The sequence below is a fragment of the Streptomyces durocortorensis genome, assembly GCF_031760065.1.
Lineage (GTDB): Bacteria > Actinomycetota > Actinomycetes > Streptomycetales > Streptomycetaceae > Streptomyces.
In genome coordinates this window covers 3,996,803-4,010,115 of sequence record NZ_CP134500.1, presented here as the reverse complement: position 1 = coordinate 4,010,115, position 13,313 = coordinate 3,996,803, and the positions used below count along the sequence as shown (strand labels likewise).

The 13,313-nt window shown below is 71.4% G+C and carries 11 protein-coding genes; 10 read left to right on the top strand and 1 reads right to left on the bottom strand.

What is annotated here, in order from left to right:
* Positions 1-39: 39 nt before the first annotated feature.
* Positions 40-1,869, bottom strand: coding sequence for a bifunctional metallophosphatase/5'-nucleotidase (locus tag RI138_RS17685; RefSeq protein WP_311120714.1), 1,830 nt, complete (start codon positions 1,867-1,869; stop codon positions 40-42).
* 342 nt (positions 1,870-2,211) lie between these two features.
* Between RI138_RS17685 and mshD the strand changes: the two genes are divergently transcribed.
* From mshD to pstA, 10 genes are all read left to right on the top strand, one after another.
* Entirely contained in the window at positions 2,212-3,135 is a 924-nt protein-coding gene (gene mshD, locus RI138_RS17680) for a mycothiol synthase (protein ID WP_311120713.1), read from the top strand.
* 96 nt (positions 3,136-3,231) lie between these two features.
* Complete coding sequence (locus tag RI138_RS17675; protein WP_311120712.1) at positions 3,232-3,696, top strand: GntR family transcriptional regulator; 465 nt, start codon at positions 3,232-3,234, stop codon at positions 3,694-3,696.
* Positions 3,693-4,622 (top strand): ABC transporter ATP-binding protein, encoded by a 930-nt coding sequence (locus RI138_RS17670; RefSeq protein ID WP_311120711.1) that lies wholly within the window; start codon positions 3,693-3,695, stop codon positions 4,620-4,622. The genes RI138_RS17675 and RI138_RS17670 overlap by 4 nt, the downstream gene beginning before the upstream one ends.
* Positions 4,623-4,633: 11 nt before the next feature.
* On the top strand, positions 4,634-5,653 hold the full coding sequence (locus RI138_RS17665) for an ABC transporter permease (protein ID WP_311120710.1): 1,020 nt from the start codon (positions 4,634-4,636) through the stop codon (positions 5,651-5,653).
* 348 nt (positions 5,654-6,001) lie between these two features.
* On the top strand, positions 6,002-8,254 hold the full coding sequence (locus tag RI138_RS17660) for an RNA degradosome polyphosphate kinase (protein ID WP_096629861.1): 2,253 nt from the start codon (positions 6,002-6,004) through the stop codon (positions 8,252-8,254).
* Positions 8,241-9,290 (top strand): CHAD domain-containing protein, encoded by a 1,050-nt coding sequence (locus tag RI138_RS17655; RefSeq protein WP_398863194.1) that lies wholly within the window; start codon positions 8,241-8,243, stop codon positions 9,288-9,290. The genes RI138_RS17660 and RI138_RS17655 overlap by 14 nt, the downstream gene beginning before the upstream one ends.
* Complete coding sequence (locus RI138_RS17650) at positions 9,287-9,766, top strand: NUDIX hydrolase (RefSeq protein ID WP_311120708.1); 480 nt, start codon at positions 9,287-9,289, stop codon at positions 9,764-9,766. Before RI138_RS17655 ends, RI138_RS17650 begins: the two co-directional genes overlap by 4 nt.
* Positions 9,767-10,003: 237 nt before the next feature.
* The gene (gene pstS, locus RI138_RS17645; protein ID WP_311120707.1) at positions 10,004-11,146 is read left to right on the top strand and encodes a phosphate ABC transporter substrate-binding protein PstS; all 1,143 of its coding nucleotides are present in this window, start codon (positions 10,004-10,006) and stop codon (positions 11,144-11,146) included.
* A gap of 94 nt (positions 11,147-11,240) precedes the next feature.
* On the top strand, positions 11,241-12,233 hold the full coding sequence (gene pstC / locus RI138_RS17640) for a phosphate ABC transporter permease subunit PstC (RefSeq protein WP_311120706.1): 993 nt from the start codon (positions 11,241-11,243) through the stop codon (positions 12,231-12,233).
* Complete coding sequence (gene pstA / locus RI138_RS17635; RefSeq protein ID WP_311120705.1) at positions 12,230-13,303, top strand: phosphate ABC transporter permease PstA; 1,074 nt, start codon at positions 12,230-12,232, stop codon at positions 13,301-13,303. Before pstC ends, pstA begins: the two co-directional genes overlap by 4 nt.
* Positions 13,304-13,313: the final 10 nt, after the last annotated feature.

The window sequence follows — 13,313 nt, the reverse complement described above, 5'->3', positions numbered from 1 at the left end:
CGAAGGCCCACCGCCCCTCATGCGCCAGAGGTCAGGTAGTTACTCGACGACCGTGATCCGGTCCGTAGCCGGCGGCGCCAGCGGGGACGAGGCCGTGGCGTGGGCAGCCAGGTAGGCGTTGAACAGGTCCAGGTCGGACGCGCCGACCAGCTTGTTCGTGCCCTGGCCCAGGGCCGGGAAGCCGTCGCCGCCGCCCGCGAGGAACTCGTTCATCGCGACACGGTAGGTGCGCGCCGGGTCGATCGCCTCGCCGTTCAGCTCGATGGTGTCGGCGACCACGCGGTCCGCGCCGCTCTTCGTCAGGTCCAGGGTGTAGGTGAAGCCCTTGGAGACCTGGAGGATCTTCGGACTGGCCTCGTTGGCACCGCTGACCTGCTGCTGGAGGGCGGTGATCAGCTGGGCGCCGGTCAGGTCGACGACGTTCATCATGTTGGTGAACGGCTGGACGGTGAACGTCTCGCCGTACGTGACGACCCCGTCGCCCTCACTGCCGGACGCCTCGTACACGAGGTCCGAGCGGATACCGCCCGGGTTCATGAACGCGACTTCCGCGCCGCCCTTGTCCGCCGGGGCGAGGCCTTCGAGCTGGGCGTCGGCGATGACGTTGCCGAGCGGCTTCTCGGGGGCCGTGGAGCCGCGGCCGTTGATGTCGGCGGTGATCCAGCCCTGCGCCTTGTTGGCGACCGGGGCGGCGAGCTTGTTCCAGCGGTCGATCAGGCGCGTCATGTCGGCGGCCTTGGGCTGGTCCCGGGTCACCACGTGGTTCGCGGACTTCACCGACGTACGGACGATGTCCTTGGTGCGGCGGTCGTAGGTGAGCGTGGTGTCCGTGTAGAGCTTGCCGAAGGACGAGGCCGAGGTGACCATGCGCGGCTTGCCCGACGGGTCGGGGATCGTGCAGACGTACGCCTGGTGGGTGTGGCCCGTGACCAGGGCGTCCACCTTCGGCGTGATGCCCTTGGCGATGTCGACGATCGGACCGGAGATGCCGTCGCCCGCGCCGGGGCTGTCGCAGTCGTAGTTGTACGAGGTCGAGGCCGGGGCTCCGCCCTCGTGGATCAGGGCCACGATGGACTTGACGCCCTTGCGGTCCAGCTCCTTGGCGTACTTGTTGATCGTCTTGACCTCGTCGTGGAACTTGAGGCCCTTGACGCCGTTCGCGGTGACGATGTCCGGCGTACCCTCCAGGGTGACGCCGATGAAGCCGATCTTGACGCCCTTCTTCTTCCATATCGTGTACGGCTTCAGCAGCGGCCTGCCGGTCTTCTCCTTGGTGACGTTGGCCGCCAAGTAGGGGAAGTCCGCTCCCTTGAACTTCTCGCCCTTCTTGTAGCAGCCCTCGACCGGGTGGCAGCCGCCGTTCTGGAGGCGGGCCAGCTCGGTGGCGCCCTCGTCGAACTCGTGGTTGCCGACCGCCGAGACGTCCAGCTTCAGCTTGTTGAGCGCCTCGATCGTCGGCTCGTCGTGGAAGAGGCCCGACAGCAGCGGGCTCGCGCCGACCATGTCGCCGCCGGCCGCCGTGACGGAGTACGGGTTGCCCTTGCGCGCGGTACGCAGCGAGGTCGCCAGGTACTCGACACCACCGGCCGGGATCGTCTCGACCGTGCCGTCCGCGTGCGTCTTCTTGACCGTACCGGCGGAGCCGGACGGGGGCTCCAGGTTGCCGTGCAGGTCGTTGAACGACAGCAACTGCACGTCGACGGTACGGGGCTTGTGGCCGTGCCCGTGGCCGTGTCCATGCCCGTGGCCGTTGCCCCGGTCATGAGCGCCGGCCGGCATCGCGGCGATGAGCGCGCCCACGGTGGCCAGACCGGCCGCGGCGGCGATCACCCGCCGGGACGCACGGTTCTTCTGCGGAGTCGCTGACATCGGTCCCCTTGTGGTGTCAGTGGTCGTGGTCTCACAGGTGCGCCGTCGGTGCCGTCGGTGCCACCGGTGTCGTAGCCGACGCAGCTGCGGTAGCTGTCGTAGCTGTCACTGGTTGTCACTTGCAGCGGCGCACGTCGGGAATCCTGCGTCCCGCAGCCTAGAGTCAACGCGCGTAGCGCAACAGGTGTTCGGGGTTACGACCTGGTTGCCATCCGGCCAAACGGGCGCCACGAACCGGCCGCCCGACCACTCCGGCCGCCCGGGCCCTCCCGTCCCGGCTCCGGGACGTACACCCCCGGCATAGCGCCCGCACCCGCACCCGCTCCCCGTACGCTCGTCCTCATGACGACTGACGTACCCCTCCCCGCCCCCGGACGTGAGATTCAGGCCCTCGACGCACTCGACCCCGGCCAGGCAGAGGCCGTCCTCGCCCTGCTCACCGAGGCGGCCAGGTCCGACGGCCGTCAGGCGGTCTCCGAGCAGGGGCGGCTCCGGATCCGGGGCGGACACCGCGACGGCGTACGGCACTTCCTGCTCACCGTGGACGGCGCGCTCGCCGGATACGCCCAGTTGGAGGACGTCGACCCGGTCGAGGCCCCGGCCGCCGAGCTGGTCGTCCACCCCGCGCGGCGCGGCAGCGGGCACGGCCGGGCCCTGGGCGCCGCCCTCCTGGCCGCGACCGGCAAGCGGCTGCGGGTCTGGGCGCACGGCGGCAGCTCGGCGGCCCGCCACCTGGCACAGGTCCTCGGCCTCTCCCTCTTCCGCGAACTGCGCCAGCTCCGGCGGAGCCTGGCCCCCCTCGACCTCGCGGAGCCCGTACTGCCCGAAGGCGTCACCGTACGGACCTTCGAGCCGGGCCGTGACGACGAAGCCTGGCTCGCGGTGAACCGCGCCGCTTTCGCTCACCACCCCGAGCAGGGCTCGCTGACCCAGCAGGACCTGGACGACCGCAAGGCGGAGCCCTGGTTCGACCCGAAGGGCTTCTTCCTGGCCGAGCGGGACGGGGAGATCGTCGGCTTCCACTGGACGAAGGTGCACGCCGAGGAGCAGCTCGGCGAGGTGTACGTGGTCGGCGTGGCGCCCGACGCCCAGGGCGGCGGCCTCGGCAAGGCGCTGACCGCGATCGGCCTGCACCATCTGGCCTCCGAGGCGCTGCCCACCGCGATGCTCTACGTGGACGCGGACAACACGGCGGCCGTGACGGTGTACGAGCGGATGGGCTTCACCACGCACGAGGTGGATCTGATGTACCGCACGGAGTCCTGACTCACCGCCAGACCTGTCCGGGGCGGCGTCACTTGACGCCGCCCCTCTTTTGCACCACCCTTTCACTACTCAATTAGTGAAAGGGTGGTGCAGTCCATGGCAGCCGAGTCCGCAGCGGTCGAGTTCCGTATCGACCGGCGCAGCGGCGTCGCCACCTATCTCCAGATCGTCCAGCAGACGAAGCAGGCCCTGCGCCTGGGCGTCCTCGAACCGGGCGACCGGCTACCGACCGCCCGCGAAGTCGTGGAGGCCACCGCCATCAACCCGAACACCGTCCTCAAGGCGTACCGGGAGCTGGAGCGCGAAGGCCTCGTCGAGGCCCGCCGCGGGCTCGGCACCTTCGTCCGCAGGACGCTGGGCGGCGCGGCCGGGGCAACCGCCGCCGACGCGCCGCTGCGCACCGAACTCACCGACTGGGCCCGCCGGGCGCGGGCGGCCGGGCTGGAGCGGGACGACGTCGCCGCACTCGTCACCGCCGTACTGGACGGCACGTACAACACACCCAGCACGCGTAGTCCACACAGCACGCACAGTTCGCACGAGGGGGAACAGGAACGATGACCGGCGTCGCGATCGAGGCACACGGCCTCGGCATGGCCTACGGGCGCGGGGGCAGGGGCCACCGCGCCCTGCACGACTGCTCGTTCCGGCTGCCCGCCGGACGCGTCTGCGCCCTCGTAGGGCCCAACGGAGCCGGGAAGTCGACCCTGCTGAACCTGGCGGCCGGGGCAGCCCGGCCGAGCGCCGGCTCCCTGACCGTCCTCGGCTCCACCGGTCCCGCCGGTCCCGCCGCCGTACGCGAGCGCATCGCTCACGTCCCCCAGGACAAGCCGCTGTACCCGCAACTCACGGTCGCCGACACGCTGTGGGCGGGCGGCGAGCTGAACCCGGGGCGCTGGGACCGTGCCACCGCCGACCGGATCGCCGGATCGCTGCCGCGGCAGGCCCGCGTCCGTACGCTCTCCGGCGGACAGCGCACCCGGCTCGCCCTGGCCCTCGCGCTCGGCAAGCGACCCGAACTGATGCTGCTGGACGAGCCGATGGCCGACCTCGACCCTCTGGCCCGGCACGAGCTGATGGGCGTCCTGATGGCGGAGACCGCCGAGCACGGCACCACCATCGTGATGTCCTCGCACATCCTCACCGAGCTGGAGGGCGCCTGCGACTTCCTGCTGTTCGTGGACGGCGGGCGCGTCCGGCTCGGCGGTGAGGCCGAGGACATCGTCTCCGCCCACGCCCTGATCACCGGGCAGGCAGGGCGCGACCTGGCCCCGCACACCGCCGTCGAAACCCGCACGACGGGCCGTCAGCTCACCGCTCTGATACGGAAGGAGGGCCCCGTGGACGACTCCCTGTGGTCCGTCACGGAACCCTCCCTGGAGGATCTGCTCCTCGCCCATCTCCGCTCACCGGACGCCCCGCCCCTGCTCACCCCGAGCGCGAGCGCCGTCCCCGGCGGGCCCCGTGAGGCGGTGGCGTCGGCATGAGCGTCTCCACCATGAGCTCTCCCCCCACGAGCGCCCCCACCACAGGCCGCACCTCTCTGCGCGGGTCCGCCCGCGTGGTGCTGCGCCTGCACCGCAAGGCCCTCTGGGCGGCGGGCGGCCTGCTGGTGCTCGGCATCGGCATCGTCGTGGCCCTCCGTGTCTGGATGGCGTCCGCGAAGGAGCTGTGCGCCGACGGCGACATCACCCCGTGCGGCGGCCCCGCCCACCAGCCCAGCTACGCCCGTACGTCCACCGAGACCCTCCTCGCCGATGGCGGCACGGTGCTGCTCCTCCTGGCCGCGCTCGTCGGCGTCTTCGTGGCGGGCCCGCTCATCGCCCGTGAACTGGAGAGCGGCACCTTCCGGCTGGCCTGGGCCCAGTCGGTCTCCCCCGCCCGCTGGCTCGCCGCCCGGCTGGCGGTGCCCGCCGCCCTGGGAGTCAGCGGCCTGGCGGTGCTGGTCGTCGTCTACCGCTGGGGCCTGTGGGCGCTCAGGGGGTACCCGTACTCACACCGGATCACCTGGTACGGCTCCGGCGTCTTCCCCGGCACCGGGCCCGCCCTCCTCGGCTACGTGCTGCTCGCCGTGGCGGTCGGCGCCCTGTGCGCGGTCCTCGTCCGTCGCACCCTGCTGTCCATGTCCCTCACCGCCCTCGTCCTCTGGACGGTCGCGTTCGGGCTGGAGAAGCGGCGGTACGAGCTGTGGCCGACCGTGTTCCGGACGGACCAGGACGCTCTCCAGTCCTTCTCCGCCGGGGACTGGTCCATCGATGCGGGCATGGTCACCGCGTCGGGCAGGAGGCTGTACTGGCAGGACTGCTACGACGCCGACCTGGCGCAGGGCTACGACGGCGACCTGGCGCAGCACATCGAAGCCTGCCTGCGCGACCGGGGCGCCGTCAGCGACTTCATCGAATACCACCCCGCCTCGCACTACTGGCCTCTCCAGCTCGTCGAGACCGGCATCCTGCTGGCCCTCGCCGCGCTCGCCGTGTTCCTCGCCTTCCGGGCCCTGCGCCGTCTGCACGGCTGAGCGGAGACGTCCGGCAGAAGCCGTCGTCCGGGCCCTACGAGGGGTGGGCCCGGACGACGAACACGTACGGTCACCGCAGGCCCGATCTCAGGCCCGATTCAGGCCCGTCCGCGTCCGATCCGCAGGCACACCGCTTCCTGGACGTCATGTCGCCGTTACCGGCCATTCAGACACCCTTGCGACCCTCGCGGAATGCAGCCAGCTGTGCCCGCCCCCCGCCGCAACGGGAGAGCCCGGGGCGGCGCCTCTCCAGGCACCCCGGACCGCGCCCTCGGGTTTCCCGGGCCTTCCGCGATCTTTCCCGGCTCCGACGCGACCGAGGGGCCCTCCACGCGGAACAATGGGCCTATGAGCCAGCAGCCCAGCTCCGAGGTCCCGGTCCAGCCCGCCCAGCCGTCCGTCGGCTCGCTCGCCGCGCACCGGCCGCACGCCGTGGCCGGCCCCGCGTCCAACGGGGTCGGCTTCTCCACCGCCGCCGACCTGGACCCCGACCTCGACGCCGACGCGGACGCGTACGAGCCCGACCGGGACGGTGACGAGCTGCCCCAGGGCCGCTTCCTGGACCGGGAGCGCAGCTGGCTCGCGTTCAACGAACGTGTGCTGGAGCTGGCCGAGGACCCGGCCACACCCGTCCTCGAACGGGCTAATTTCCTCGCCATCTTCGCCTCGAACCTCGACGAGTTCTTCATGGTCCGGGTGGCCGGTCTCAAACGCCGCATCGCCACCGGCGTCGCCACCCGCTCCGCCTCCGGACTCCAGCCCCGCGAGGTCCTCGACCTGATCTGGACCCGCTCGCGCGAGCTCATGGCCCGGCACGCGGCCTGTTTCCAGCAGGACATCGCCCCGGCCCTGTCCGACGAGGGCATCCAGCTGATCCGCTGGCCGGACCTGACCGAGAAGGAACAGGCCCGGCTGTTCACCTTCTTCCGGCAGCGCGTCTTCCCGGTCCTGACCCCGCTGGCCGTCGACCCCGCGCACCCCTTCCCGTACATCTCCGGGCTCTCCCTCAACCTCGCCGTCGTCGTCCGCAACCCGGTCAGCGGCCACCGGCACTTCGCACGCGTCAAGGTCCCGCCGCTGCTGACCCGCTTCCTGGAGGCGTCCCCGCAGCGGTACGTGCCCATCGAGGACGTCATCGCGGCACACCTGGAGGAGCTGTTCCCGGGGATGGAGGTGCTGGCGCACCACATGTTCCGGGTCACCAGGAACGAGGACCTGGAGGTCGAGGAGGACGACGCGGAGAACCTGCTCCAGGCGCTGGAGAAGGAGCTCATGCGCCGCCGCTTCGGCCCGCCGGTCCGGCTGGAGGTCGAGGAGTCCATCGACCCGTACGTCCTCGATCTGCTGGTCCGCGAGCTGAAGGTGTCCGACGCGGAGGTCTACCCGCTGCCCGGACCGCTCGACCTCACCGGACTCTTCGCCATCGCCTCGCTGGACCGGCCGGAGCTGAAGTTCCCCAAGTTCATCGCGGGCACCCACCGGGACCTGGCCGAGGTGGAGTCCGCCTCCGCGCCCGACATCTTCGCTGCCCTGCGCGAACGGGACGTCCTGCTCCACCACCCGTACGACTCGTTCTCCACCTCCGTCCAGGCGTTCCTGGAGCAGGCGGCGGGCGACCCGGACGTGCTGGCCATCAAGCAGACGCTGTACCGCACCTCCGGCGACTCCCCGATAGTGGACGCCCTGATCGACGCGGCCGAGTCCGGCAAGCAGGTCCTCGTCCTCGTCGAGATCAAGGCCCGCTTCGACGAGCAGGCCAACATCAAGTGGGCCCGCAAGCTGGAGGAGTCCGGCTGCCATGTCGTGTACGGACTCGTCGGGCTGAAGACCCACTGCAAGCTCTCGCTCGTCGTCCGCCAGGAGGGCGACACGCTGCGCCGCTACTCCCACGTCGGCACCGGCAACTACCACCCCAAGACCGCCAGGCTGTACGAGGACCTCGGCCTGCTCACGGCGGACCCGCAGGTCGGGGCGGACCTCTCCGACCTGTTCAACCGGCTCTCCGGCTACTCCCGCCGCGAGACCTACCGCCGTCTCCTGGTCGCCCCGAAGTCCCTGCGCGACGGGCTGATCGCCCGGATCAACAAGGAGATCGCCCACCACCGCTCGGGCCGCCCCGCCTACGTACGGTTCAAGGTCAATTCGATGGTCGACGAAGCGATCATCGACGCCTGCTACCGCGCCGCCCAGGCGGGCGTGCCCGTCGACATCTGGGTGCGCGGGATCTGCGCGATCCGCCCCGGCGTCGCCGGCCTCTCCGAGAACATCCGGGTCCGTTCCATACTCGGCCGCTTCCTCGAACACTCCCGGATCTTCGCCTTCGGCAACGGCGGCGAGCCCGAGGTGTGGTTCGGCAGCGCCGACATGATGCACCGCAACCTCGACCGCCGGATCGAAGCCCTGGTCCGGGTCACCGACCCCGCCCACCGCGCCGCGCTCAGCCGACTCCTGGAGACCGGTATGGCCGATACCACCTCCTCCTGGCACCTGGGTCCCGACGGCAACTGGACGCGGCACGCCACGGACGCGGACGGCCAGCCGCTGCGGCACGTCCAGGAGATGCTCATCGATGCCCGGAGGCGCCGGCGTGCGACGCCCTGACCAGCAGACGACCGCCTCCGCCGTTTCCGGGAGCCCGGAGGCGGCGAGGGCCCCCCACCCGGCCGAGGACCTCACCACCGAGGCCGTTCTCGCGCCCTACCTGCGGGCGCAGGCCGCGGACTTCCTGCGGAGTCTGCGGCTGCACCACGAGCACAGCGCCCCCTCGGACGCCGGCGGACGCGACGCCGAGGAGGCCGCCCGCGCACTGCGCCGCTCGGCCCGCCGGATCAGCGGCTCGCTGCACACCTTCCGGGGTGCGCTCGACCCGCTCTGGGCCGATCAGCTCCGTACGGAACTGGCCTGGCTCTCCGGACTCCTCGCCCGCGAACACGCCTACGCCGCCCGCCTGACCCGGCTCGTCGAGGCCCTGCACCAGCTCTCCGGGGTCACCCTCCCGGCCGCCCGGGCCGGCAAACCCGCCGCGCCCGACGCCGCCGACGCCCAGGGCCGCGCCGCGCTCGGGGTCGGGGCGGCCCGGGCCGCCGCCCTGCTGGAACGCCGCCTCACCCTCGCCCGGACCCGGGCGCACTCCGCGGCCCTCCAGGCCCTGGGCTCCTCCCGCTTCCACGCGGTCGCCGACGCGGTGGCGCTGCTGGCCTCCGACGTCCCGCTGGCCCCCGGCACCACGAGCCGGGCCCCCGAAGCCCTCCTGGAACCCGCCGAGCTCGCCGAGCAGCGCCTCCTGGCCGCGGTGGCCGCCCTCCCGCCCGACGACGCGGCCGAGCCGTACAACGAGGCGCAGGACGGCCCCTGGCACCAGGCCCGCCTGCTGCTGCGCCTGCACCGGTACGCCCACGAGGTCGTCCTGGGCACCTCCGACCCGTCCCTGGCCGGCCCGGGGCACGCCCTCGACCTGCACCGGGACGCGGTGGAGGCGGCCGCGGCGGCGGCCGCGGCGGCCCGTACCCCCCGGATCGCCCCGGCCACGGCGTACGCGCTGGGCGTCCTCCACGCGGACCAGCGGCACGAGGTGGAGGCGGCCCGGGCGGTGTTCCGGGAGACCTGGCCGTACACAGCGGCCATGACGGCCCCATGAGCCCCACCGACAGCCGGGCAGAGCCCCCCGGCCCCCCGGGCCACGCCTCCGCGAAGCCCCGCACGCGGACCGGCACCATCCGCGCCGCGGGCTGCGTCCTGTGGCGCCGCGCCCCCGGCGGCGACGGCGTGGAGATCTGCCTCGTCCACCGGCCCCGCTACGACGACTGGTCCTTCCCCAAGGGCAAGCTGAAGCGCGGCGAGGAACCGCTGGCCGCCGCCGTACGGGAGGTGCTGGAGGAGACCGGTCACCACTGCACCCCGGGCACCCGGCTCCCCACCGCCCGCTACCTGGTGGACGGCCGCCCCAAGGAGGTCGCCTACTGGGCGGCCGAGGCGGCGGACGGCGCCTTCGAGGCGAACGACGAGGTGGACCGCCTCCTGTGGCTCACCCCGGGGGCGGCCCGCGCCCGCCTCACCCAGCCCCGGGACGTCCAGCAGCTGACCGCGCTGCTGGACACCCTCGCCGCGCCCTGATCCGCGCCCTGATCAGGCCCTGGTCCACGTCCCGACCATCACCCCGGCCGGCCCGGCCGCGCACCCGCCTGCCCGACACGGTTCACCTGCCGTTCACTCTCCCCCGTTGGCGGCTTCACCTGTTCTGCCTAATTTCGGACGTACAAGGTGCGCGGCGGCAAGCCACAGCACTCCTCCCCATCGCACGCCGTCGTAGAACGAACTGACCACGGCGGCTCCTGGAAGGAACACCCGAAAGTGAAGCTTCAGCGCAAGAACCGGCTTCGTGCCACCGCGCTCGGTGCCCTCGCCGTCTCCGGCGCCCTGGTCCTCACGGCGTGCGGTTCGGACGACAACAGCAGCGGAGGCGCCTCCGGAAGCGGCGAGAAGTCGACCGCCGCCTCGGACGTCAAGTGCGACGACGCCAAGGGCCAGATCCTGGCCGCCGGCTCCAGCGCGCAGAAGAACGCCATGGACATCTGGGTCAAGGAGTTCCAGGCCGCCTGCGCCGGCGTCGAGATCAACTACCAGCCCATCGGCTCGGGCGGCGGCATCACCAAGTTCACCCAGGGCCAGGTCGCCTTCGCGGGCTCCGACTCCGCCCTGAAGCCCGAAGAGGTCACCGCCTCCCAGAAGATCTGCGCGGACGGCGGCAAGGGCATCAACCTGCCGATGGTCGGCGGTCCGGTGGCCATCGGGTTCAAGCTCGACGGTGTCGACGAGCTCGTCCTCGACGCCCCGACCCTCGCCAAGATCTTCGACACGAAGATCACCAAGTGGAACGACAAGGCGATCGCCGACCTCAACCCGGACGCGAAGCTGCCGGACACCGCGATCCAGGCCTTCCACCGCTCGGACGAGTCGGGCACGACCCAGAACCTGAACAAGTACCTCAGCGTCGCCGCCCCCGACGACTGGAAGTTCGACGCCTCCTCGAAGTCCTGGGAGGCCAAGGGCGGCCAGGCGGCCAGCGGCTCGGCCGGCGTCGCCTCCGCCGTCAAGGACATCAACGGCGCCATCGGCTACTTCGAGCTCTCCTACGCCGCGGCCAGCGACATGACCACCGTCAAGATCGACACCGGTGCCGGCGCCCCGGTCGAGGCCACCTCGGAGAACGCCTCCAAGGCCATCGCCGCCGCCAAGGTCAAGGGCACCGGCAACGACGTGGCCCTGGAGCTCGACTACGCGACCAAGGCCGAGGGCGCCTACCCGATCATCCTGGTGACGTACGAGATCGCCTGCGACAAGGGCAACAAGGCCGAGACCCTGCCCTCCGTCAAGGCGTTCCTGAACTACGCGATCAGCGACGAGGGCCAGAAGGTCCTCACCGACGCGCACTACGCGCCGATGCCCGCCGAGATCGCGGCCAAGGTCCGCGAGATCGTCCCCACCCTGTCCTGACCCGGCCGCGGCCGGCCCCCTGACCGGGGGCCGGCCGCGCCTTCCGGTGCACCGCCGCCAGGAGCCGTACGGCTCCGCAGACCGGAGACATCAGATGGAAACAGCAACCGCACCCAAGCAAGCGCCGCCACCGGAGCAGCCCACAGGCGCTCCCCGCGGCAAGGCCCGACCCGGCGACCGGATCTTCCTCGGTCTGTCCAAGGGGTCCGGCATCACCCTCCTGGTGATCATGGCCGCCATCGCGGCCTTCCTCAGCTACCGCACCGTCCTCGCGATCTCCAAGGACGAGGCGAACTTCCTCACGACCTTCGAGTGGAACCCGGCCGGCGACCCGCCCGTCTTCGGTATCGCGGTCCTCGCCTTCGGCACCATCGTCAGCTCGGTCATCGCGATGGTGCTGGCCGTGCCGGTCGCCATCGGCATCGCGCTGTTCATCTCGCACTTCGCGCCGCGCCGGCTGGCCGGCCCGATAGCGTATTTGGTGGACCTGCTCGCCGCGGTCCCCAGCATCATCTACGGCCTCTGGGGCGTGGTCTTCCTCGTGCCCTACCTCGACGGCCTGAACAAGTGGCTGGACGAGTACCTCGGCTGGACCTACATCTTCGAGCGGACCAGCGAGGGCGCCGCCCGCAACCTCTTCACCGTCGGCATCCTGCTGGCGATCATGATCCTGCCGATCATCACCAACGTCACCCGCGAGGTCTTCCTCCAGTCGCCGAAGATGCACGAGGAAGCCGCTCTGGCCCTCGGTGCCACCCGCTGGGAAGTCATCCGGATGGCGGTCCTCCCCTTCGGCCGCTCCGGCATCATCAGCGCCTCGATGCTGGGGCTGGGCCGTGCGCTCGGCGAGACGATGGCCGTCGCCGTCGTCCTCTCCCCGAGCTTCGTGCTCTCCGGACACCTGCTGGATCCGGGCGGCGGCACCTTCGCCCAGAACATCGCCGCGAAGTTCAACGAGGCGGACGAATTCGGCCGTGACGCCCTGATCGCCTCCGGCCTGGTCCTCTTCGCCATCACCCTGCTGGTCAACGGCGCGGCCCGCGCGATCATCGCCCGCCGCAAGGAGTACTCGGGGGCCAACGCATGAGCCACACCGTCCAGGAAAAGCGCCCCGTCGCCGCCCCGTCGCACGCCACGCTCGCCCACGCAAGGATGCCCCGCTGGGCCCCCGCGGCCATCGCCGTCGGCTCGGTGGCCACCGGCTGCCTGATCGGGTTCGTGGCCGGGCTGGACAGCCGCACCCAGTGGGGCATGATCTCCGCCCTGGTCTTCGTGGCCGCCACCTACCTCATCACCGCGAAGGTGGAGGGCAGCCGCCAGGGCAAGAACCGTGTCGCCACGAGCCTGGTCTGGGTCTGCTTCCTGCTGGCCATCGTGCCGCTGCTCTCCCTCGCGTGGATCACCCTCAGCAAGGGCGTCACCGTCCTCGACGGCTACTTCCTCACGCACTCGATGAGCGGCCTCCTCGACACCGAGGAGGGCGGCGGCGTCTACCACGCCCTGCTCGGCACCATCGAGCAGGTGGCCATCGCGGCGCTCATCGCCACCCCGATCGGCCTGCTGACCGCCGTCTACCTGGTCGAGTACGGGCGGGGAAGGCTGGCCCGGGCCGTCACCTTCTTCGTCGACGTCATGACGGGCATCCCGTCGATCGTGGCCGGTCTCTTCGTCCTCGCCACCTGGAACCTCATGCTCGGGTTCGGCCCGTCCGGCTTCGCCGGTTCCCTGGCCCTCGCGATCCTGATGATGCCGGTGATCGTCCGCTCCACCGAGGAGATGCTCAAGCTCGTCCCGAACGAGCTCCGCGAGGCCTCCCTCGCCCTGGGCGTTCCCCAGTGGCGCACCATCCTGAAGGTGGTCCTGCCGACGGCGATCGGCGGCATCACGACGGGTGTGATGCTGGCGGTGGCCCGCATCACCGGCGAGACCGCCCCCGTCCTGCTGCTCGTCTTCGGCACGAAGCTGATCAATCCGAATCCCTTCGACGGAGCGCAGTCGTCACTGCCGCTGTACGTGTACGAGCAGTACTCCGTCGGCACGACGGCCTCGGTCGACCGCGCCTGGGCAGGCGCCCTGGTCCTGATCGCCTTCGTCATGATCCTCAACCTGGTGGCCCGCGGCATCGCCCGCTGGAAGGCCCCGCAGACCGGCCGCTGAGGCCACCGAA